Below are 22,676 nucleotides of genomic sequence, written 5' to 3'. Positions count from 1 at the left end.
TTGCACCTATATGTTCGGACACGATGTCTACGACCAGACGCTATTCCTGCACCGGCCTGTTCGCTCTGATCAAACGGCTGTGCAGCGTACCTCAGGGCAATTCCCGTTTGCTCGCGGCCCAGTACAAGGCGCTGGCCAGGCAGATCCCCTTGATGTACTTCATCCTGCTGATCAACAGCTGGGCGTTGGCCTTCACCCACATGGCCAGCTCGCCGGTGTGGATGACCGTGCACATCCCCCTGGTTTTGACCATCATCAGCCTGGTACGGGCCGTGGCCTGGCGGCGCGGCTGGCAGCAGCAGCCCGACGATATCGAAGTCGCCCAGGCGCTTGCGCGCACCAACCGCATCTGCTGCGTCGTGGCCGTCGGTTTCACCGTCTGGGCCCTGGCGCTGTTCCCCTACGGCGATAGTTATGCCAAGGCGCACGTCGCCTTCTACATGGCCATCACGGTGATCGGCTGCATCTTCTGCTTGATGCACCTGCGCTCCGCCGCGCTGATGACGGCCGTAGTGGTCAACGTCGCCTTCGTCGCTTTCTTTGCGTCCACCGACAACCCGACCTTCATCGCCACCAGCATCAACGTGTTGCTGGTCACGGGCATCATGCTGGTGGTGCTGCAGAACAACTACCGCAACTTCACCGGGCTGGTGAACGCCCAGGCGCGCAGTGAAGCCCTGAGCGACGAGAACCTGCTGCTGGCCAACAAGGACAGCCTGACCGGGCTGCCCAATCGCCGCTGGTTCTTCAACTGCCTGGATACCTGCCTGGCCGAGGCGGGTGAGGGGGAGCGGCGGCTGGGTGTCGGTATTCTCGACCTCGACGGCTTCAAGCCGGTCAACGACCTGTACGGGCATAGCGTTGGCGACCGCCTGCTGGCCGAAGTCGGTGCCCGCCTGGCCACGTTGCTTCCCGACACCGTTCACCTTGCCCGCCTGGGTGGCGACGAATTTGCCTTGATCCTGCCCGACTGTGGCGACAACCTGCAGGTCTCCCTGTTCGCCGAACGCATCTGCGTGGAGCTGAGCAAGCCTTACCTGCTGGTCGACGTGCCGATCCAGGTCGGCGCCTCGATGGGCCTGGCGACCTTTCCCGACCTGGCCCGCGATGCCCACGAATTGTTCGAGTACGCCGATTACGCGCTGTACCAAAGCAAACACCATTTCGTTGGCCATATGTCGCTGTTCTCGGCGGTGCACAGAAAGCAGCTGCAGAGCGCGGTCCTGACCGAACAGGCGTTGCGCCGGGCGGATCTGGAGCGCGAGTTTCATGTCGTTTTCCAGCCCATCGTCGAGCTGCAGACCGGCGCCACCGTGGCGTTCGAAGCCCTGGCTCGCTGGCAGAGCGTGGAGTTGGGGCCGGTGCCGCCGGGTCAGTTCATTCCCGTTGCCGAGCGCAGTGGCATGATCAACCGCCTGACCCTGCCACTGCTGGGCAAAGCCTTGCAGGGTGCGGCCGCCTGGCCGGCGCCGATCCGCCTGTCGTTCAACCTCTCGGCCCACGATTGCGGTTCTCCCGAGGCCGTGCAGGCCATCGTCAAGCTGCTGGCGAGCGGTGTGTTCGACCCGAGCCGGGTCGACCTGGAAATCACCGAGACGGCCACCCTCCAGGATCTGGATCTGGTCCAGGAAGCTATCGCCACCCTGCGCGCGCTGGGCTGCGGTATCTCCCTCGACGATTTCGGAACCGGCTATTCGAGCCTCACCCACCTGCATGCGCTGGCATTGACCAAACTCAAGGTCGACCGCAGCTTCGTCGCTCGCCTGCACGAAAAACCGGCCAGCTACAAGATCGTCAAATCCCTGCTCGCATTGACCCAGGACATGGACCTGGACTGCATCTTCGAAGGCGTGGAAACGTTGGAGGAGGCGCAGGCGCTCGTGGCTCTCGGCTGCCGTTTCGTGCAGGGTTACTACTTCGCCCGCCCCATGTCCGCAGGGGATACGCAGAGCTGGCTGGCGCTGGACCATACGTCAGTGAAATAAGCTGCCAAGGCCGCATTTGCGCCCCGTTGCTCGAGTAACCCTTTGCTTTCCTTGCACAATCTTGGACAATCACGCCCCTTTTCAAGGCCGGGGCGCTGCCAGCTGCACGTTTTTCCCGCTTCCGGCCATCGATTGAACGCAGGCACGCGGAGATTCGAACGAATGAACGAGCAGGCCAACAGCCTTGACCCACGATACGCCGAGGCGCCCGCCACGCTGACGCCCTGGAACCGCCACGACACCACGTGGATGCTGGGCCTGTTCGGCACCGCAATCGGCGCAGGCACGCTGTTTCTGCCGATCAACGCGGGCCTGGGCGGCTTCTGGCCGCTGATGATTCTCGCGGCGCTGGCGTTTCCCATGACCTATTACGCGCACCAGGGCCTGACCCGCTTCGTGCTTTCCGGTCGTGCGGGTACCGACATCACCGACGTAGTGGAAGAGCATTTCGGTATCAAGGCCGGGGCCTTGATCACGCTGCTCTACTTCTTTGCGATTTTCCCGATCCTGTTGATCTACAGCGTGGGCTTGACCAACACCGTGGGCAGTTTCATGGAACATCAACTGGGCATGCAGACCCCGCCCCGGGCGGTGCTGGCGCTGGTGCTGATCCTGGGCCTGTTGATCGTGGTGCGGTGTGGCGAGCAGTTCATCGTCAAGGCAATGAGCCTGATGGTCTATCCATTCATCGTCGCGCTGGTGCTGCTGGCGCTGTACCTGATTCCCCACTGGAACGGCGGCATCCTGGCCACCGCAGGCGATGTGCCCGCGCCCAGTGCGTTGATCCATACCCTGTGGCTGGCCATTCCGGTGATGGTGTTCTCGTTCAACCATTCACCGATCATCTCGGCCTTCGCCGTGGACCAGAAGCGTCGCTACGGCGAGTACGCCGACCAGCGCAGCAGCCAGATCCTGGCACGCGCCCACGGCTTGATGGTGGTGCTGGTGCTGTTCTTCGTGTTCAGCTGCGTATTGACGTTGTCGCCCGAGCAACTGGCCGAGGCCAAGGCGCAGAACCTGTCGATCCTGTCCTACCTGGCCAACCACTTCAGCAACCCGGTGATCGCCTTTGCCGCGCCGCTGATCGCGATCGTGGCCATCGCCAAGTCGTTCCTGGGGCACTACATCGGTGCCAGCGAAGGCATCAAGGGCCTGATCCTGAAGTCCGGTCGCCGCCCCAACGCCAAGGCCCTGGACCGCTTCACGGCGCTGTTCATGCTGCTGGTGTGCTGGCTGGTCGCCACGCTGAACCCGAACATCGTCCGCATGATCGAGAGCTTCGGCGGGCCGGTCATCGCCGCCTTGCTGTTCCTCATGCCGATGTACGCGATCCGTCGCGTGCCGGCCATGCGCAAGTATGCCGGGCACATGTCCAACGTATTCGTGACGCTGGTCGGCCTGGTGGCCATTTCGGCGATCGTCTATTCGCTGAGCGCTTGAGCAAGCCTGTTACACTGGCCGTCGATGCCCGATCTGCGGCCGCCGATTTGCGGCATGCCCAGTCCGGGCGCGCACCGAGGTGGTCGCGATGGATGAAGTACAGCAACTGGCTGACATGCTCCAGCAACATGCTGCAACCCAGCAACGCCTGCAACAGTCGTTCAAGGACCAGTGCCAGCATTGGCAAGACAGCATCCAGACGCTGTTCGGTCAGATCGAGACCTGGCTGGCGGCGCTCACCGAACGACAACTGCTGGCGATCGAGCGTTCGCCCTGGGTAGCCACCAGCAGCACCTACCCCAGCGAGCATTCGCCGTTCATCAGTGAATCCCTGGCGATCATCCTGGCTCAGCGCCGAGTGGAGCTGGTGCCGCAGGTCATGGGGCAGGGTGGGGCGATGGTCATCGCCGTGGCGGGCCTGACCTCGGATCGTCACGGCAGTATCTCCATCGTCAAGGACTCGACCGATGGCGCCTGGTACTGGCGCAAGGAGCGCGGCAGCAAGGATCCTGAATCCACCGTACTGGACGCTCACTTCTTCGCTCAGCAGCTGCAGGGGCTGATTCCCAAGTCGCGCGACTGATCGCGTGTGCACCGTTAAAAGGAACGTTGTACAGGTCCTGCGGTGCTGAAACGCTTCTTCCGACATTCTGTACAACTGTCGTATCTCTTGGCTTTTCATAGGCTTACAGGGCTTTTTCGGCACGATGCAAACTTCCATTGCACGTGCCATCGGGCGGGTATATACCTTGAAGTGCGAACCGTTCTGAACTGATTCGAACCGTTCCGGACTGTCGCGCATCGTGCTGCCACGTTCTGCAGTCCCGACGCCCAGGCGTTCCGGGTAGGACGCCGATCAAAGGCCCTACAGGAGATACACCATGCTTCCCCCCGGACTCAGCGCACTGGAACTGCGCAGCATCGTCGAACAGGCGTTTCTGCCGCAGAAATGCGTGTGCACGTTGACCAGCGATCAATCGCTGTGCGTGAAGCTCTTGAATCTGCAGACCGACGAGGTCGAGTTGTTCAAGGCGGACATCCCGCTCGACCGTGTGACCAGCGCGCGGGAACGCGCCAGGCTGGTGCTGGAGCTGCGAGGGCAGCAGCCAACGGCTGCGCGAGAGACGCAGGCCAGAGCCGGTTGAGGGGTTTTCATAGCCGGCCTGAACCTGAGCCTGAGTCGAGCACTTATTTTTCGCCGACGCATAGGCCGTATGCCTTGTTTCATGCTTAACTTTGCCCTTTCTCAATCCGATGAAGGACAAGGCTCATGGCTCAAGTGACGCATAAAGGCAACGCGATCAAGGTCGATGGCGAGCTTCCTCAGGTTGGTGCCCAGGGCCCGGCGTTCACGCTGGTCGGCGCGGGTCTGGCCGAGGTATCGCTGCAAAGCCTGGCCGGCAAGCGCAAGGTGCTGAACATTTTCCCGAGCATCGACACCCCGACTTGCGCCACTTCCGTACGCAAGTTCAATGCCCAGGCCAACGACGTGGCCAATACCGCCATCCTGTGCATCTCCGCCGACCTGCCGTTCGCCCAGGCCCGTTTCTGCGGCGCCGAAGGCCTGGAGAACGTGCAGAACCTGTCGACCTTCCGTGCCCATGATTTCCACCGCGCCTACGGCGTCGACATCGCCGAAGGCGCGCTCAAGGGCCTGACGGCGCGCGCCGTGGTCGTCCTCGACGAGCACGATAAAGTGCTGCACAGCGAACTGGTTCCGGAAATCGGCCAGGAACCCGACTACGCCGCTGCCCTCGCTGTCCTCAAGTAACCTCTCCCCGTCGCAGCGGCGCGCGCCCCATGACGCGGCTCGCGCCGCTGCTACAAGGGTATGATATCTATGTAGCAGCGGCGCAAGCCGCGTCCGGGGCGCCGTGTGTTGTCAGATACTCCGCGGTGCCTCGTGACGCGGCTCGCGCCGCTGCTACAGGTCGATCGTGTAGAACATCCGCTTGATCCCCGGCCAAGGTAAATTGCCCGTAAAGGCGCTTTGCTTATGCCTGCCGACTCCTTATCGTTCAGCCTCCTCAAAGTAGAAGCTCACCCGCACAATGGTCGATCATTCAATGCAGTCCCCAGGTCCCCGTAAATCGCGTCGCTGGCTGTTCGGCCTGTTGATGGTGCTGGTTGTCGCCGTGTTGTGCTGGTGGTTCTGGCCTGCCAAGAAAACCGCGGAAAACGGTGCCTCTGCACCCGCCACCGCTGGGCGCAACGCAGGCTCGGCGCGCCCCGGCTTCGGCGGTTCGGCCGAGCCTACGCCGGTCCGGGTGGCTGATGTGGTCACCGGTGACTTCCCGGTGTACTACAAGGCCCTGGGCACGGTGACGGCGACCAACACCGTGAATGTGCGCAGCCGGGTGGCCGGTGAACTGATCAAGGTCAATTTCCAGGAGGGACAACGGGTCAAGGCTGGCGACCTGCTGGCGGAAATCGACCCGCGCACCTACGAAATCGCCTTGCAGCAGGCTCAAGGCACGCTGGCGCAGAACCAGGCACAGCTGAAGAACGCCCAGCTCGACCTGCAGCGCTACAAAGGCCTGTTCGCCGAAGACAGCATCGCCCGCCAGACCCTGGACACCCAGCAGGCGCTGGTAGGGCAGTACCAAGGCACCATCCAGACCAACCAGGCCGCTGTCAACGACGCCAAGCTCAACCTGGACTTCACCCGCATCCGCGCACCCATTGCCGGACGCCTCGGCCTGCGCCAGCTGGACATCGGCAACCTGGTGGCTGCCAACGACACCAGCGCGCTGGTGGTGATCACCCAGGTGCAGCCGATCACCGTGGCCTTCACCCTGCCCGAGAGCGAACTCACGCCGGTACTGGCGCGCTACCGCAGCGGCGCCAAGCTGACCGTGGAAGCCTGGGACCGAGGCGATACGCGCAAGCAGGCCACCGGTGTGCTGGGCAGCCTGGACAACCAGATCGACACCACTACCGGCACCCTGAAGTTCAAGGCACGCTTCGAAAACCAGGACGAAGCGCTGTTCCCCAATCAGTTCGTCAACGTGCGCCTGCTCTCGGACACGCTCAAGGGTGTGGTGCTGGTGCCCTCGGCCGCCGTTCAGTATGGCGTCGACGGTACGTTCGTCTACGCGATGGACGGCACCGACAAGGTCAAGATCCGTCAGCTCAAGGTCGGCGCCACCGACGGCAGCCGGACGGTCGTCGAGCAGGGCCTGACTCAGGGTGATCGGGTCGTGCTCGAAGGCACCGACCGCCTGCGCGACGGCAGCCGGGTCGAAGTGGTCGAGGACAGCGCCAAGGTGCCGACCACGCCTGGGCAACACCTGCAGGGCCAGGAGGGTGCCAGTGTGCCCGGTGAGACGGGCAAGAACGGCGCATGAATATCTCGCGGCTGTTCATCCTGCGCCCTGTCGCAACGACGCTGACCATGCTCGCGATCGTTCTGGCGGGCGTGCTCGCCTATCGATTGCTGCCGGTCTCGGCGCTGCCGCAGGTCGACTATCCGACGATCCGGGTGATGACGCTGTACCCCGGCGCCAGCCCCCAGGTGATGACCAGCGCGGTGACCGCACCCCTGGAGCGCCAGTTCGGGCAGATGCCGGGGCTGACCCAGATGGCCTCGACCAGTTCGGGCGGCGCCTCGGTGTTGACGCTGCGCTTCAGCCTCGAGATCAACATGGACGTCGCCGAGCAGCAGGTGCAGGCGGCGATCAATGCCGCCAGCAACCTGCTGCCCTCGGACCTGCCCGCGCCGCCGGTGTACAACAAGGTCAATCCGGCCGACACCCCGGTGCTGACCATCGCCATCAGCTCCAAAACCATGCCGCTGCCCAAGCTCAATGACCTAGTCGACACGCGCATGGCGCAAAAGCTCGCCCAGATCAGCGGCGTGGGCATGGTCAGCATCGCCGGCGGTCAGCGCCAGGCCGTGCGCATCAAGGTCAACCCCGAAGCGCTGGCCGCCAATGGCCTGAACCTGTCCGATGTGCGCACCTTGATCGGCGCGTCCAACGTCAACCAGCCCAAGGGCAACTTCGACGGCCCCACGCGGGTGTCGATGCTCGACGCCAACGACCAGCTGCGTTCTCCCGAGGAATACGCCAACCTGATTCTGGCGTACAACAACGGCGGGCCGCTGCGCCTGCGCGACGTTGCACAGATCGTCGACGGCGCGGAGAACGAGCGTCTGGCGGCCTGGGCCAACCAGAACCAGGCAGTGTTGCTCAATATCCAACGCCAGCCGGGCGCCAACGTCATCGACGTGGTCGACAGGATCAAGGCGCTGCTGCCCTCGATTACCGACACCATGCCGGCCGGGCTCGACGTCACGGTGCTGACCGACCGCACCCAGACCATCCGCGCCTCGGTAACCGACGTCCAGCACGAACTGCTGATCGCCATCGCCCTGGTGGTCATGGTCACGTTCCTGTTCCTGCGTCGCTTCAGCGCCACCCTGATTCCGTCCATCGCGGTACCGCTGTCGCTGGTGGGCACTTTCGGCGTCATGTACCTGGCCGGTTTTTCGATCAATAACCTGACCTTGATGGCCCTAACCGTGGCCACCGGTTTCGTGGTCGACGACGCCATCGTCATGCTGGAGAACATCTCGCGGCACATCGAGGAAGGGGAGACGCCGATGCAGGCCGCGCTCAAGGGCGCGCGGCAGATCAGCTTCACCCTGCTGTCGCTGACCTTCTCGCTGATCGCGGTGTTGATCCCGTTGCTGTTCATGGCCGACGTGGTCGGCCGCCTGTTCCGCGAGTTCGCCATCACACTGGCGGTGGCCATCCTCATTTCGCTGGTGGTCTCGCTGACCCTGACCCCGATGATGTGCGCACGCCTGCTCAAGCGCGAACCCAAGGAAGAAGAGCAGGGCCGTTTCTACAAGGCCAGTGGCGCCTGGATCGACTGGCTGATCGAGCGCTACGGCGGCGGCCTGCGCTGGGTGCTGCGCCACCAGCCGCTGACCCTGCTGGTCGCCGTCGCCACCCTGGGCCTGACCGTGCTGCTATACCTGGTAGTGCCCAAAGGCTTCTTCCCGGTGCAGGATACTGGGGTCATCCAGGGCATTTCCGAAGCGCCGCAGTCGATTTCCTTCAAGGCCATGAGCGAGCGACAGCAGGCTCTGGCGAAGATCATCCTGCAGGATCCAGCGGTCTCCAGCCTGTCTTCGTACATCGGCGTGGACGGTGACAACGCCACGCTCAACAGTGGCCGGCTGCTGATCAACCTCAAGCCCCACAGCGAACGCGACCTCACCGCCAGCCAGATCATTGCCCGGCTGCAGCCGGAGGTCGACAAGCTGCTGGGTATGCGCCTGTTCATGCAGCCCGTGCAGGACCTGACCATCGAGGACCGGGTCAGCCGTACCCAGTACCAGTTCAGCCTGTCGTCGCCGGATGCGGACCTGCTCGCCACCTGGAGCGCTCGCTTGGTGGACGCTCTGAAGCAACGCCCCGAACTCACCGATGTGGCCAGCGACCTGCAGGACAAGGGCCTGCAGGTGTACCTGGTGATCGATCGCGATGCGGCCAAGCGGGTCGGGGTGGATGTCGCCGACATTACCGATGCGCTGTACGACGCCTTCGGCCAGCGGCAGATCTCCACCATCTACACCCAGTCCAGCCAGTACCGAGTGGTGCTGCAAGCCACCGACGTCAGCACCCTGGGGCCGCAGGCGCTGGAACAGATCTACGTCAAGGCCAGCGTCAACGGCACGGGCACCACCAATCAGACGGCCGACAGCGACACCACCGCCACCAGTGGCACCCAGGTGCGCCTGTCGAGCCTGGCCCACATCGAGCAACGCCAGGCGCAGTTGGCGATTGCCCACATCGGCCAGTTTCCGGCGGTGATGATGTCGTTCAACCTGGCCGATGGGGTGGCGCTGGGCAAGGCAGTCGATGTCATCGAGCAGGTGCAGCGCGACATCGGCATGCCGCTGGGCGTGCAGACCCAATTCCAGGGTGCGGCGGAGGCCTTCCAGGCGTCGTTGCAAAGCACCTTGCTGCTGGTGCTCGCGGCGATCGTCACCATGTACATCGTGCTGGGCGTTCTGTACGAGAGCTATATCCACCCCATCACCATTCTCTCGACCTTGCCCTCGGCGGCGGTGGGGGCCTTGCTGGCGCTGCTGATCAGCGGCAACGACCTGGGCATGATCGCGATCATCGGCATCATCCTGTTGATCGGTATCGTCAAGAAGAACGCGATCATGATGATCGACTTCGCCCTGGAGGCCGAGCGCAACCAGGGCCTGGACCCCGAGACGGCGATCTACCAGGCGGCGCTGCTGCGTTTCCGGCCGATCCTGATGACCACCATGGCCGCGCTGTTCGGCGCGGTGCCGCTGATGCTTGCCAGCGGCTCGGGCGCGGAACTGCGCCAGCCGCTGGGCCTGGTGATGGTTGGCGGGCTGCTGGTGAGCCAGGTGCTGACGCTGTTCACCACGCCAGTCATCTACCTGTACTTCGACCGCCTGGGCCGACGCTGGGGGCGCCAACCAGCCGCCGTGGAACAGGCTGAATCATGAACCTGTCCGGACCTTTCATCCGTCGCCCGGTGGCGACCTTCCTGATGAGCGTGGCGATCATGCTGCTGGGCGGGGTCAGTTTCAGCCTGCTGCCGGTGTCGCCGCTGCCCAGCATGGATTTTCCGGTGATCGTGGTGTCGGCCAACCTCTCTGGGGCCAGCCCCGAGGTCATGGCCTCGACCGTGGCCACGCCGCTGGAGCGATCGTTCGGCGCCATTCCGGGCGTGACCACCATGAGCAGCCGTTCCAGCCAGGGCTCGACCAGGGTCATTTTGCAGTTCGACCTGGACCGCGACATCAACGGTGCGGCCCGCGAGGTACAGGCGGCGATCAACGCATCGCGCAACCTGCTGCCCAGCGGCATGCGCAGCATGCCGACCTACAAGAAGATCAACCCCTCCCAGGCCCCGGTGATGGTCCTGTCGCTGACCTCCGAGGTGCTGGAAAAGGGCCAGCTGTACGATTTGGCCTCGACCATCCTGTCGCAGAGCCTGTCCCAGGTGCCGGGGGTGGGCGAAGTGCAGATCGGCGGCAGCTCCCTGCCAGCGGTGCGCATCGAACTCGAGCCGCAGTTGCTCAACCAGTACAACGTGTCGCTCGACGACGTGCGCACCACCATCGACGGCACCAACGTGCGGCGGCCCATCGGTTTCGTCGAGGACGGCGAGCGCCAGTGGCAGGTGCAGGCCAACGACCAGCTGGACAAGGCCGACGACTACAAGCCGCTGATCATCCGCTATCAGGACGGCTCGGTACTGCGCCTGAGTGACGTCGCCAAGGTCACCGACGGGGTGGAAGACCGCTACAACAGCGGCTTCTACAACGACAACTCGGCCGTGCTGCTGGTGATCAACCGCCAGGCCGGGGCCAACATCATCCAGACTGTCAGCCAGATCAAGGAACAACTGCCGGCCCTGGAAGCACTGCTGCCGGCCAGTGTCGAGCTGAACATCGCCATGGACCGCTCACCGGTGATCACCGCCACCCTGCACGAGGCCGAGATGACGCTGCTCATCGCCGTGGTGCTGGTGGTGCTGGTGGTTTTCCTGTTCCTCGGCAATTTCCGCGCATCGCTGATTCCCACCCTGGCCGTGCCGGTGTCGCTGGTGGGGACGTTCGCGATCATGTACCTGTGGGGGTTCTCGCTCAACAACCTGTCGCTGATGGCGCTGATCCTGGCGACCGGGCTGGTGGTGGACGATGCCATCGTGGTGCTGGAGAACATTTCCCGGCACATCGACAACGGTGTGCCGCCCCTGCGCGCTGCGTACCTGGGCACCCAGGAGGTCGGCTTCACCCTGCTGTCGATGAACGTCTCGCTGGTGGCGGTGTTCCTTTCGATCCTGTTCATCGGCGGCATCATCGAAAGCCTGTTCCGTGAATTTTCGATCACGCTGGCGGTGGCCATCGTCGTCTCGCTGTTCGTCTCGCTGACCCTGACGCCCATGCTCTGCGCGCGCTGGCTGACGCCGCATCGGCCCGAACAGGACAACCGCCTGCAACGCTTCAGTCACAGCGTCAATCAGCGCATGGTCGCAGCCTACGACCGTAGCCTGGGCTGGGTCCTGCGGCATCGCCGGCTAACCCTGCTCAGCCTGTTGCTGACCATCGTCGGCAACGTGGCGCTGTACGTGGTCGTGCCCAAGACCTTCATGCCGCAGCAGGACACCGGCCAGTTGATCGGCTTCGTGCGCGGCGACGACGGCCTGTCGTTCTCGGTCATGCAGCCGAAGATGGAAACCTATCGGCGCGCGCTGCTCGCCGACCCGGCGGTCGACAGCGTGGCCGGCTTCATCGGCGGCAACAACGGCAGCAACAACGCGACCATCCTGGTGCGCTTGAAGCCCATCGAAGAACGCAAGATCAACGCGCAGCAGGTGATCGAACGGCTGCGCAAGGAACTGCCCAAGGTACCCGGCGGCCGCCTGATGCTGATGGCCGACCAGGACCTGCAATTCGGCGGCGCACGCGAGCAGAGCACTGCGCAATATTCGTACATCATCCAGAGCGGCGATCTATCGGCCTTGCGCACCTGGTACCCGAAAATCGTCGCGGCGTTCCGCGCGCTGCCGGAACTGACCGCCATCGATGCCCGCGAAGGTCGCGGCGCCGCGCAGGTGACCTTGATCGTCGACCGCGACAAGGCCAAGCGCCTGGGCATCGACATGAGCACCGTGACCTCGGTGCTCAACAACGCCTACAGCCAGCGGCAGATTTCCACCATCTACGACAGCCTCAACCAATACAAGGTGGTGATGGAGATCAACCCCCGGTATGCCCAGGACCCGATCACCCTTGAGCAGGTCCAGGTGATCACCATGGACGACAAGCGTGTGCCGCTGTCGAGCATCGCGCATTACGAGAACAGCCTGGCCGACGACAGCGTCAGCCACGAGGGCCAGTTCGCCTCCGAATCCATTTCCTTCGACCTGGCCACTGGCGTGACCCTGGACGTGGCTACGCCGCTGATCGAGCGAGCGCTGGTGCGGGTCGGCCTGCCGGAAGACATCATCGTCAAGGTGGCCGGTACCGGCGACGCCTTCGCGGCGGCGCAGAAGAGCCAGCCATTTATGATACTCGGTGCGCTGGTGGCGGTTTACCTGGTGCTGGGGATTCTCTATGAAAGCTACATTCACCCGCTTACCATTCTCTCGACCTTGCCGTCGGCCGGCGTAGGGGCCTTGCTGAGCATCTACCTGACCGGTGGCCAGTTCAGCCTGATCTCGCTGCTGGGCCTGTTTCTGCTGATTGGGGTGGTGAAAAAGAACGCGATCATGATGATCGACCTGGCGCTGCAACTCGAACGCAATGAAGGGCTGGGCCCGACCGAATCCATTCGGCAGGCCTGTCTGTTGCGCTTGCGGCCCATCCTGATGACCACCATGGCGGCCATCCTGGGTGCGCTGCCGTTGATGTTCAGTACCGCCGCAGGCGCCGAGATGCGCCGCCCGCTGGGCCTAACCATCATTGGCGGGTTGGTGTTCAGCCAGATCCTCACGCTCTACACCACCCCGGTGGTTTACCTCTATCTGGACCGCCTGCGCCACCGTTTCAATAAATGGCGCGGCGTGCGTACCGATGCCGCTCTGGACACTGCGCTATGACCGATTCCGTTTTACCCCGCGCTTCGCGCCTGGCCAGCCTGGCGTTGTGCAGCCTGATGCTGGGTGCCTGTACCCTGGGCCCGGACTACCAGCGTCCGACGATCGCCACGCCGGTGCAATTCAAGCAGGCCGAGGGCTGGCGCCAAGCCAACCCCAGCGACGCCTTGGCGCGCGGCGCCTGGTGGGAGCTGTACGGCGACCGCCAGCTCGACGCCCTGGTGCTCAGGCTCAACCGGTCCAACCAGACCGTCGCCCAGTACGAAGCGCAGTACCGGCAGGCCCAGGCACTGGTGCGCAGCACCCGCGGCGCGCTCTTTCCGACTGTCGATCTGAGCGCTGGCAAGACCCGCTCCAGCCAGGGCACCGGCAGCAGCGGTTCGAGCCTGAGCCAATCCAGCAGTGGCATACGCGACACCTACAACACGCAGCTGGGCGTGAGCTGGGAAGCCGATATCTGGGGCAAGCTGCGCCGTGGGCTTGAGGCGGATCGCGCCAGTGCGCAGGCGAGCCTGGCGGATTTGGCGGCGATGCGCCTGAGCCTGCAATCGGAGCTGGTGCAGAACTATCTGCAACTGCGGGTGATCGACGAGCAGAAGCGCCTCCTCGAAGCGACCGTCCAGGCCTATCAGCGCTCGCTCGACCTGACCCAGAATCAGTACCGCGCGGGCATTTCCGGCAAGGATGCGGTGTTCCTGGCGCAGACCCAGTTGAAGACCACCCAGGCCGACCTGATCGATCTGGTCTGGCAGCGGGCGCAGCTGGAAAATGCCATCGCCGTGCTCATTGGCATGGCACCGGCCGAATTCAGCCTGGCCGCCAGCACCGAGATTCCGGCGTTGCCGGCAATCCCTCTGGCGGTGCCTTCGCAATTGCTCGAGCGACGACCCGACATCGCCGCCGCCGAACGCTCGATGATGGCCGCCAACGCGGAAATCGGCGTGGCCAAGACAGCCTATTATCCCGACCTGACCTTGAGCCTGGCCGGCGGCTACAGCAGTAGCAGTTTCAGCAATTGGGTGTCGTTGCCCAACCGTTTCTGGTCGGTTGGCCCGCAGTTGGCGATGACCCTGTTCGATGGCGGCCAGCGCGCCGCTGAAGTGGACCGCAGTGAAGCGGCTTACGACCAGACCGTCGCGCAGTATCGTCAGACCGTGCTCGACGGGTTCCGTGAAGTCGAAGACTACATGAGCCAGTTGAAGGTGTTCGACGAGGAAGCGTTGGTGCGCAACGAGGCGCTGCAGGCGGCCCGCGAGTCGTTGCGCCTCACGTCCAACCAATACAAGGCCGGGCTTATTGGCTATCTTGACGTGGTCAACGTGCAGGCAACGGCGTTGAGCAACGAGCGCAGCGTGTTGACCCTGATGCAGAGTCGCCTGGTCGCCAGCGTGCAGTTGATCGCGGCGCTGGGCGGCGGCTGGCAGGAACCGGCACAATAGGCCAGCCGCGTCGGCAACCGTGTTTCGTACCACCTCTGAAACCCCGCACGCCCTGGTCAAGATATCGATGCTGATTGGTACCTATTCCTCCGCCCTCGTGGCCGTATCGCTGTGTGTCGCCATCCTGGCGTCCTATACCGCACTCGATCTGGTCGGGCGCATCGCTACGGCGCAGGGCCGGGCGATCTATCTGTGGATGAGCGGCGGTGCGCTGGCCTTGGGTATCGGCGTGTGGTCGATGCACTTCATCGGCATGCTCGCCTTCGAACTGCCTATACAACTGGGCTATGACCTGGGCCTGACCGCCGCTTCGCTGCTCATCGCCGTCCTGAGCTCAGGGTTTGCCCTGTGGCTGGTCAGCCAGCCGCTGCTGCCTTGGCCGCAATTGGCCGGGGGCGCGGTGATCATGGGCGCAGGCATCGGCAGCATGCACTACACCGGCATGGCGGCGTTGGAGATGCAGCCTGGCATCGTCTACGACCCCGTGCTGTTCGTCGCCTCTCTGGCCATCGCCGGGGGCGCTTCCGGCGCAGCGCTGTGGATCGCCTTCCGCCTGCGGCGCAACCGGCCGAACGTGCGACTGGCCCGAGCCGGCGCGTCGGTGCTGATGGGCCTGGCCATCGTCGGCATGCACTACACCGGCATGGCCGCGGCCAAATTTCCCGAGGGCAGCGTGTGTGGTGGCGCCCTCGACGGCCTTACCGGGGATGGTCTCGATTACCTGGTGCTGGTCACGACCCTGGCGGTGCTGGGCATGACCTTGCTGACGTCGGTGCTCGATGCGCGCCTGGAGTCGCGCACCGCGGCGCTGGCCAATTCATTGACCCTGGCCAACCAGGAGCTGACTCAACTGGCCCTGCACGACAACCTGACCGGCTTGCCCAACCGTATTCTCCTGGCCGACCGCATCGGCCAGGCGATCAGCCAGATCGATGCGGTCGGCGGTTGTCTGGCGGTGATGTTCATCGATCTGGATGGTTTCAAGCCGGTCAACGACGCCTTTGGCCATCACATGGGCGACCAGCTGCTGCGCGCCGTCGCCTCGCGCCTGCGCACCAGCCTGCACGGCCAGGACACCCTGGCCCGAATCGGTGGCGACGAGTTCGTCCTGCTGGTAAGCCTCGAAGCAGCGGCCTACGCCAAGGGTATCGCCGCGCGCCAGGTTCACCTGATCGGCCAGACGTTCGAAGTCGCCGGACACAGCCTGCATATTTCCGCCAGCATCGGTATCGCCCTGTACCCTGGCAACGGCATCGATCAGAACGAGCTGCTGATGAATGCCGATGCGGCCATGTACCATGCCAAGAGCATTGGCAAGAACGGCTACAGCTTCTTCGAAAGCTCGATGAACACCAATGCCCGCAAGCGCTTGCAGCTTCTGCAGGAATTGCGTCTGGCGGTGGCCGAGCGCCAGTTGCGCCTGTTCTACCAGCCCAAGTTCGATGCCCGCAGCGGTAAACCGGTCGGCGCCGAGGCGCTGTTGCGCTGGGAGCACCCACGCATGGGCCTGCTGGCGCCTGCGGCGTTCATCGACCTGGCGGAGACGACCGGGTTGATCATCGACATCGGCCACTGGGTGCTTGACGAGGCCTGTCGGCAGATGCGCGAGTGGGTCGAGATGGGCTTCCATGACTGGCGCGTAGCGGTCAACCTGTCGGCCTTGCAGTTCGGCCACGCCGCACTGGTGCGCAGCGTGGCCGTCACACTGGCGCGGCACGGGCTGGCGGCTGCCAACCTGACCCTGGAAATCACCGAGAGCACCGCCATGAGCGACGCCGATGCCAGCATGACGGTGCTGCAGCAGCTGTCGGACATGGGCGTCGATCTGTCCATCGACGATTTCGGTACAGGCTATTCCAGCCTCATGTACCTCAAGCGCCTGCCGGCCAACGAGCTGAAGATCGATCGCGGCTTCGTTCGCGACCTGGAGCAGGACGGTGACGACGCTGCGATCGTCTCGGCGATCGTCGCGCTGGGTCAGGCACTGGGTTTGCGGATCGTCGCCGAGGGTGTGGAAACCAGCAACCAGCAGGCCTTCCTGACTCGGCTGGGATGCGATTCCCTGCAAGGCTACCTGCTCGGGCATCCACTGCCGGCCGAGCGATTCATGCATGACATACAGGCGGCCAGGCACACCAAGAGCGTCAGCCCGGCCTGAATCCGATGATTTCCATTCATCGCACGGCGCCCAGGAGGGACGACCGCAGCGCCTGTCCTCCTGTAGGAGCGGTCATCGGCCGCGAAAGGGTCGACGCGGTAGGCAGGGGGATTGCGACACAAGGGTTTGACGTAAGCGTCAGGGCTGCTCACAGGGCTTGCCATTAGATGGCCATAAGCTCGAAGATGGAGGCCGTTGGTTTTCTGGCATGGAGCGTCTATGAGTTCCGATCCCCCGACCTTTGCCAAGTTCGGCAAGGGCTCTACGCCCGTGCTTGATGCCGCCTCGCTGGAAGCGATTCTGCTGCAGGCCCGTGAATGGCCGCACAGCACCGCCTGGGCGTGGTACCGGGCCGGTGAGCAGTTGCATCTGGAAGGCCAGGGCGACCTTCAGCGCCACTGGCCGCTGGTGTTGGCCAACCACGAGCTGGAGCGGTTCTGCGAGAGCTGCGGACTGCAGTTCTGGCCAACCGGGCAGGGCGAAGCGGTACTTGGCTGGCTGATGGCACCGGTACATGTTCCCCACGACGGCGCTCTGGCGGACCTTGCCGCCGCCATCGGTCGTCAGGTCCAGACCGACGCCCTGGCCCGTGCGCAGATCACGCAACGCGTGCTGTACGAAATTACCTACCTGGCCAGTTCCACCCGCGACCGCGGCGTGTTCCTCGTGGGCGTACACAAACTCCTGGCCACCCTGATCGACGCGGAAAACTTCTACCTGGCGCTCTACGATGCGCAAAGCGGCAAGATCACCTACCCCTATTACGTCGACGTCATCGACGTCGAGGCCTTGGAAGCGGAAAACTACGAGTATCTGACTCCCGAGCACCTGTCGCTGACCGGTCAGGTGCTGACCAGTGGCCAGCCCCTGCTGATCGACGCCAAGGGCATCGCCCTGGCGGGGCGGCAGGGGCGTTTCCATTGCGTCGGGCACATTCCCGAATTCTGGATGGGTTCGCCGCTCAAGAACGCCCGCGACGAGGTGTTCGGCATGATTGCCATGCAGGTCTACGACGTGGAGCGCGCCTACAGCGCCGAAGACCGTGCCCTGTTCCTGGTTGTCGCCCGGCACGTGGCCATGGCCCTGGACCGCATCCTGCACCGCGCCGACCTGGAAGAGACGGTGTCGCGTCGCACGCAGGAGCTGTCCCAGCTCAACGCCGCGCTACGCCTGGAAGTCTCCGAGCGCAAGCGCGCCGAGCACCTGCAAGTGGCACTGTTCCAGATTGCCGAGTTGTCGAGCAAGCCCGGCGAACTCGATGGCCTCTATCACAGCCTGCACGTGATCGTCGGCGATCTGCTGTACGCGCGTAATTTCTATATCGCGATCTTCGACGGCGCCAGCGGCGAGGTCAGCTTTCCCTATTACGTCGATGAACAACTCACCGGCCGCCCGCAACCGCGCCGTGGTCGGCGTGGCCTGACCGAGTACGTGATTCGCCAGCGTGCTGCCTGCCTGATCGACTTCGATGCCGCCACGCGGCTGATGATCCAAGGCGAAATCGACGACAGCCGCGAGCCGATCCGCTCGCAATCCTGGCTCGGCGTGCCCTTGTTCGATGACGACCGCGTGCGCGGCGTGCTGGTGGTACAGAGCTACGCCAGCGACGTGCACTACACCCTGCGCGACCAGGACCTGCTGACCTTCGTCTCGCGTCACATCGACACCGCGCTGTCGCGTCGCAGCGCTGCCGAAGCCATCTACGAAGCCAACCTGCGCCTGGAAGCGCGCGTACAGAGTCGAACGCGCGAACTCGACCACGCCAACGCCAAGCTGCAATACGAGAACGCCCACGACGCACTGACGGCGTTACCCAATCGCATCCACCTGCAGCAGCGTCTGGCCCACGCCTGGAGCCAGTACCAGACCGACGGTCGCGAACTGGTGGTGATGTTCATCGATCTGGACCGCTTCAAGATGGTCAACGACAGTTTTGGCCATCACTTCGGCGACCAATTGCTCATGGAGGCAGGAGCCCGTCTGCGTAGCTGTCTGCGCGAGGACGATCTGTTGGCGCGCCTGGGCGGCGACGAGTTTGCCGTGCTGGCTCCGGGTTCAAGCCTGGAGGCGGCGGTGGAGATCGCCGAACGCATTCTTGTGGCGTTCGACCGGCCGTTTTTCATCAACGGCCATGAAGTGTTTTCCTCGTGCAGCATCGGCATCGTCGGCGCCGACAGCCAGTTCCACAGCGAACCAGCCGACCTGTTGCGCGATGCCGACAAGGCCATGTACCGGGTCAAGAGTGCCGGTCGCGACAGCTATGCGGTGTTCAACCAGGCGCTGCGCCGCGAGGTGTCCGACCAGGTCGAGCAGGAAGGCGCGCTGCGCAATGCGCTCAAGCGCAGCGATGAGCTGCTGCCGTACTTCCAGCCGATCGTCGATGTGCAGAGCGGCGAGGTGCTGGCGTTGGAGGCGTTGATCCGCTGGCACCAACCGGACGGGCGCATCGTCGCGCCTGGGCACTTTTTGCCTGCGCTCGAAGGCCTGCGCCTGATCGGACGCCTGGACCTCTACATGCTGACCCATGTCGCGCAGATTCTGGCCCAGCCGGCCCACGCGCACTGGCCGCCGGTGCATGTGAACTGCTCCAGCTACAGCATCACCCGCAGCGGTTTCGCCGATGAAGTGCTCGCCGTGCTGGCACGCCATCAGGTGGCAGCCTCGCGGATCTGCCTGGAATTGACCGAAGGCGCGCTGGTCGCCGAGCCGGCGATGGCCCAGCGGACCATGCAGCAGTTGGCCGAGCACGGCATGAGCGTGGTGCTGGACGACTTCGGTGCAGGCTTCTCATCGCTCAGCTACGTACACCAGTACCAGTTCAACGGCTTGAAGATCGACAAGTCGTTCATTCTTGAATTGACCAGCAGCGCCCGCAGCCGGGCCATCGTCCGCGCCATCGTGCGCATGGCCGAATCGCTGGGTTTGACCGTCGTCGCCGAAGGTGTGGAAGATCTCGCCACGTTGCAGCTGTTGCGCGAGATGGGTGCGTCCCAGGCCCAGGGCTATTACTTTGCCAAGCCCGCTGCGCTGCAGGATCTGGATCTGAGCGGCTGCCGCAATGTGGTGACGGCATCGCAACGGCCCGGCGCGCTGCATGACGTATGATCGACGAAACCGTCCTTGAGAAATCAGCCATGACCGATGTTGTTTTCAGGCACGCCGACATAGTGATCATCGGTGGCGGCTTGAGCGGAACCCTGCTGGCCGTGCAATTGCTCAAGCAGCCCCACCCGCGGCGGATCGCCATCATCGAACCGCGCGCGGAACTTGGCCGCGGCGAAGCCTACAGCGCCACCGAACTGGGCCATACCCTCAATGGCAACGCGGCGCGCATGAGCGTCGACCCCGACAATGCCGACGACTTGACCCAGTGGCTTACCCAGTTCATCGACAATGGCGGTTGGCCTGAGTCGGCCGAGCAGTCCCTGCCGGTGGCCGAGCTGTTCCCGCCGCGCGGCATCTTCGGCCTCTATGCCCAGCAACGCCTGGCCGAAGCACGTGCCCTGGGTGCGCGCTTCGGGTCCACGGCGGAGCACGTGCGCGCCGAAGCGGTCGACCTGCAAACCCATGACGAGCACGTCGAAGTCACCCTGAGCGATGGCCAAAGGTGGTCCGCGCGTCAGGCGGTGCTCGCCACCGGCATGTTTCCCGCAGCACGCACCGCCGTGAAAGCGCCCGGCGGATTGAACGCTGCGGCCATCGACCCCTGGGACGTGCAGGCCATGCGTGGCCTCGATCCCCAGGCCCGGGTGCTCATCATCGGCTCGGGACTGACCATGGTCGATGCAGTGGTTTCCCTCGATCGGGCCGGTCACCGTGGGCCGATCACGGTCATCTCGCGGCACGGGCTGTGGCCCCATGTGCGCCGCCAGCCGCCGAGCTGGCCAGACTTTCTGGCGACGGCGAGCGAGCTGCGCAGCCCCCGCGAACTCATGGCCGAGGTGCGCAGTCAATGCCGCCAGGCCATGGGGGAAGGGGTGGACTGGCAGGCGCCACTGGACACCGTGCGAGTTCACATCGCACGGCTCTGGAGCCAGGCCAGCGAGCGGCAGAAACGGCAGTTCGTTCGCCATGTTCGTCCCTGGTGGGAAAGCCATCACCACCGCTCACCACCCCCCAGTGACGCGCTGCTGCAAAAAGCGATCGCCGAAGGCCGGCTCACTCTGCAGGCTGCCTGTTATCAGAGCGCCGAAGGCACGACCCTGACCATCCGTCGCCGGGGCGAATCAGTGCCTGTGCAGCTGCAGGGTGACGTCCTGATCAATTCCAGCGGCATCGAATACGACTGGCGACGTGTCGACAAGCCACTGCCGCGCCAACTCCTGGCGTGCGGACTGATCACGCCAGGGCCGCTGGCGTTGGGTCTGCAAGCCGACGCCGACGGCGCGCTGATCGATGCGGACGGTGTCACCGCACAGCGATTGTTCGCCATGGGGCCGCCGTTGCGGGGGATGTGGTGGGAAAGCACCGCGGTCACCGACGTTGCCGCCCAAGCGAAGCGCCTGGCAGCAACGCTGGCCCAGCACGCCTGAGCGCCTGGACAGCAGCGCATGCGGTGGTGCCTGGCGCCACCGCATCAGGCGACCCTCAGTCGTTGGGTTCGGTGGTGTTGACGTACGGCGGCACCTTGGCCAGTGGCAACTGACGTGCCTGGTCGGCCTGGATCCCCTTGCGCGGAGGTAGCGGGTCCAGTGTCTGCACCTCGCCGGTTTGCAGCGAGCGCTCGATGGCTGCCAGCACCCGCACGTCGCGCCAACCTTCGTCGCCGTCGGCCTCTGGTTGGCGATCTTCCAGAATGCACTGGGAGAAGTATTCGGTTTCACCACCGAACTGATCGACGACCGGAAATGTGTGCTCCTGTTCTTCACCGTCGATGATCGAGCGATAGGCGATGGCGACGCCCTCGCCGAATCCAAAACACGGCGATGCTTCGAACTCACCTTGGGTGCCGATCAACTGAAAGCGCTCGGTTGCCGGCAGGCTGAAGCTGACTGTGAAGGTGGCCTGGCGCTGCTCGGCGAAACGCAACGTCACACTGACCGTGTCCGGCGTATTGATGGGTCGGCCGGGCGTCTGTGCGCCCACGGCGTGTACTTCCAACGGCTCGCCGCCGAACAGGTTGCGCACGGCATTGAGCGGGTAGGGGCCCATGTCCGCTGCGGGACCGGCCCAGAACCCACTTTTCATCCGATGATTTTCGGCGTCGGTGTGCTGGGTGAAGGTGGCGGTGAACAAGCGAGGCTCGCCTACGTCACCTTTGCGCACGCGCTGGACCATTTCCACGGTGCCCGGCTCGCAGTGCAGGCGGTAGGCAATCATCAGCTTGGCATTGCCCCGCTCGGCGGCGGCGTTGATGGCCAGGCAGTCCTCTTCGCTGGCCGCCATGGGTTTCTCCAGCAGCACATGGATGCCGGCTTCCAGCGCGGGGACGGCGAATTCACGATGGCGGAAATTGGGCGTGGCCAGGTAGATCGCGTCGATCTCGCCGGACGCCAGCAATTCGGGGAACTGTTCGTAGCTGTAGCTCTTGAGATCGTACAGCGCAGCCAATTCATCGGCCTTGATTGGGTCACCGGTCACCAGTGCGGTCATTACCGAATTGCTGGTCTGATCCACACCGGGCATGAATGCGCCTTGCGAAATCCAGCCACCGGCAACTACGGCGTAACGAATCTTACCCTGAGCATCAGGCATGGGTTGGGCCTCCTTGTGTCACCAGGCGAAGTGCGTGGCGTATAGGAAGTCGGCAAGCTGAGGGGGCAGGAGTTCCCGAAGATTGGGAAGGGAAGGCAGATGGGAGTGGTGCGAGGTGCGGGAATCGAACCCGCACAACCAAAGGTCGTCAGATTTTAAGTCTGATGCGTCTACCAATTTCGCCAACCTCGCATAGTCGCGCATCATACTGATATGGCTGAGAAATGTCATGTGCTAATGGCTTGTGGGCAATGCCGGTTGCAACGGCTTCAGAGGGAGCTGATCAATTTGCCATTATTACTGAACAACCCCCCGGAACTCTTACTTCTTTGCTAAAGTGGTCGCCGATTGAAAGTCGTT

At 63.9% G+C, this 22,676-nt stretch carries 13 protein-coding genes and 1 tRNA gene; 12 read left to right on the top strand and 2 right to left on the bottom strand.

The window, feature by feature from the left end; genetic code table 11:
* Positions 1-23 precede the first annotated feature (23 nt).
* From LT40_RS10965 to LT40_RS10910, 12 genes are all read left to right on the top strand, one after another.
* Positions 24-1,985, top strand: coding sequence for a putative bifunctional diguanylate cyclase/phosphodiesterase (locus LT40_RS10965; protein ID WP_052393398.1), 1,962 nt, complete (start codon positions 24-26; stop codon positions 1,983-1,985).
* A 162-nt stretch (positions 1,986-2,147) separates the two neighbouring features.
* Complete coding sequence (locus LT40_RS10960) at positions 2,148-3,425, top strand: serine/threonine transporter (RefSeq protein ID WP_043189900.1); 1,278 nt, start codon at positions 2,148-2,150, stop codon at positions 3,423-3,425.
* A gap of 88 nt (positions 3,426-3,513) precedes the next feature.
* The gene (locus LT40_RS10955) at positions 3,514-4,008 is read left to right on the top strand and encodes a hypothetical protein (protein ID WP_043189897.1); all 495 of its coding nucleotides are present in this window, start codon (positions 3,514-3,516) and stop codon (positions 4,006-4,008) included.
* A 298-nt stretch (positions 4,009-4,306) separates the two neighbouring features.
* Positions 4,307-4,570 (top strand): DUF1652 domain-containing protein, encoded by a 264-nt coding sequence (locus tag LT40_RS10950; protein ID WP_043189894.1) that lies wholly within the window; start codon positions 4,307-4,309, stop codon positions 4,568-4,570.
* Between the two features lie 125 nt (positions 4,571-4,695).
* Positions 4,696-5,196, top strand: a complete 501-nt coding sequence (gene tpx, locus LT40_RS10945; RefSeq protein ID WP_043189892.1) for a thiol peroxidase — start codon at positions 4,696-4,698, stop codon at positions 5,194-5,196.
* A gap of 280 nt (positions 5,197-5,476) precedes the next feature.
* On the top strand, positions 5,477-6,772 hold the full coding sequence (locus LT40_RS10940) for an MdtA/MuxA family multidrug efflux RND transporter periplasmic adaptor subunit (protein WP_043189890.1): 1,296 nt from the start codon (positions 5,477-5,479) through the stop codon (positions 6,770-6,772).
* Positions 6,769-9,924: an MdtB/MuxB family multidrug efflux RND transporter permease subunit gene (locus LT40_RS10935; protein WP_043189888.1), complete on the top strand. Its 3,156-nt coding sequence runs from the start codon at positions 6,769-6,771 to the stop codon at positions 9,922-9,924. The genes LT40_RS10940 and LT40_RS10935 overlap by 4 nt, the downstream gene beginning before the upstream one ends.
* On the top strand, positions 9,921-13,028 hold the full coding sequence (locus LT40_RS10930; RefSeq protein WP_043189885.1) for an efflux RND transporter permease subunit: 3,108 nt from the start codon (positions 9,921-9,923) through the stop codon (positions 13,026-13,028). The genes LT40_RS10935 and LT40_RS10930 overlap by 4 nt, the downstream gene beginning before the upstream one ends.
* Positions 13,025-14,464: an efflux transporter outer membrane subunit gene (locus tag LT40_RS10925; protein ID WP_043189884.1), complete on the top strand. Its 1,440-nt coding sequence runs from the start codon at positions 13,025-13,027 to the stop codon at positions 14,462-14,464. Before LT40_RS10930 ends, LT40_RS10925 begins: the two co-directional genes overlap by 4 nt.
* A 67-nt stretch (positions 14,465-14,531) precedes the next feature.
* Positions 14,532-16,622, top strand: a complete 2,091-nt coding sequence (locus tag LT40_RS10920) for a putative bifunctional diguanylate cyclase/phosphodiesterase (protein ID WP_043193592.1) — start codon at positions 14,532-14,534, stop codon at positions 16,620-16,622.
* A gap of 219 nt (positions 16,623-16,841) precedes the next feature.
* Positions 16,842-19,727, top strand: a complete 2,886-nt coding sequence (locus LT40_RS10915) for a bifunctional diguanylate cyclase/phosphodiesterase (protein ID WP_084139789.1) — start codon at positions 16,842-16,844, stop codon at positions 19,725-19,727.
* A 29-nt stretch (positions 19,728-19,756) separates the two neighbouring features.
* Positions 19,757-21,154 (top strand): FAD/NAD(P)-binding protein, encoded by a 1,398-nt coding sequence (locus LT40_RS10910; protein WP_043193589.1) that lies wholly within the window; start codon positions 19,757-19,759, stop codon positions 21,152-21,154.
* A gap of 55 nt (positions 21,155-21,209) precedes the next feature.
* Here the strand turns inward: LT40_RS10910 and LT40_RS10905 are convergent, their stop codons facing one another.
* Together LT40_RS10905 and LT40_RS10900 are read right to left on the bottom strand one after the other, a co-directional pair.
* Positions 21,210-22,316, bottom strand: a complete 1,107-nt coding sequence (locus LT40_RS10905; RefSeq protein ID WP_043189882.1) for a Gfo/Idh/MocA family protein — start codon at positions 22,314-22,316, stop codon at positions 21,210-21,212.
* A 106-nt stretch (positions 22,317-22,422) separates the two neighbouring features.
* A tRNA-Leu gene (locus LT40_RS10900) sits at positions 22,423-22,508 on the bottom strand.
* Between the last annotated feature and the right edge of the window lie 168 nt (positions 22,509-22,676).

Origin of the sequence: Pseudomonas rhizosphaerae (assembly GCF_000761155.1) — a bacterium.
Taxonomy (GTDB): domain Bacteria; phylum Pseudomonadota; class Gammaproteobacteria; order Pseudomonadales; family Pseudomonadaceae; genus Aquipseudomonas; species Aquipseudomonas rhizosphaerae.
This window is presented reverse-complemented; position numbering and strand designations above follow the sequence as displayed.

Bases quoted from the DNA above. Each gene is read 5' to 3' on its own strand.
- LT40_RS10965 (WP_052393398.1), top strand. From the start codon at position 24: ATGTCTACGACCAGACGCTATTCCTGCACCGGCCTGTTCGCTCTGATC.
- LT40_RS10960 (WP_043189900.1), top strand. From the start codon at position 2,148: ATGAACGAGCAGGCCAACAGCCTTGACCCACGATACGCCGAGGCGCCC.
- LT40_RS10955 (WP_043189897.1), top strand. From the start codon at position 3,514: ATGGATGAAGTACAGCAACTGGCTGACATGCTCCAGCAACATGCTGCA.
- LT40_RS10950 (WP_043189894.1), top strand. From the start codon at position 4,307: ATGCTTCCCCCCGGACTCAGCGCACTGGAACTGCGCAGCATCGTCGAA.
- tpx (WP_043189892.1), top strand. From the start codon at position 4,696: ATGGCTCAAGTGACGCATAAAGGCAACGCGATCAAGGTCGATGGCGAG.
- LT40_RS10940 (WP_043189890.1), top strand. From the start codon at position 5,477: ATGGTCGATCATTCAATGCAGTCCCCAGGTCCCCGTAAATCGCGTCGC.
- LT40_RS10935 (WP_043189888.1), top strand. From the start codon at position 6,769: ATGAATATCTCGCGGCTGTTCATCCTGCGCCCTGTCGCAACGACGCTG.
- LT40_RS10930 (WP_043189885.1), top strand. From the start codon at position 9,921: ATGAACCTGTCCGGACCTTTCATCCGTCGCCCGGTGGCGACCTTCCTG.
- LT40_RS10925 (WP_043189884.1), top strand. From the start codon at position 13,025: ATGACCGATTCCGTTTTACCCCGCGCTTCGCGCCTGGCCAGCCTGGCG.
- LT40_RS10920 (WP_043193592.1), top strand. From the start codon at position 14,532: ATGCTGATTGGTACCTATTCCTCCGCCCTCGTGGCCGTATCGCTGTGT.
- LT40_RS10915 (WP_084139789.1), top strand. From the start codon at position 16,842: ATGAGTTCCGATCCCCCGACCTTTGCCAAGTTCGGCAAGGGCTCTACG.
- LT40_RS10910 (WP_043193589.1), top strand. From the start codon at position 19,757: ATGACCGATGTTGTTTTCAGGCACGCCGACATAGTGATCATCGGTGGC.
- LT40_RS10905 (WP_043189882.1), bottom strand. From the start codon at position 22,316: ATGCCTGATGCTCAGGGTAAGATTCGTTACGCCGTAGTTGCCGGTGGC.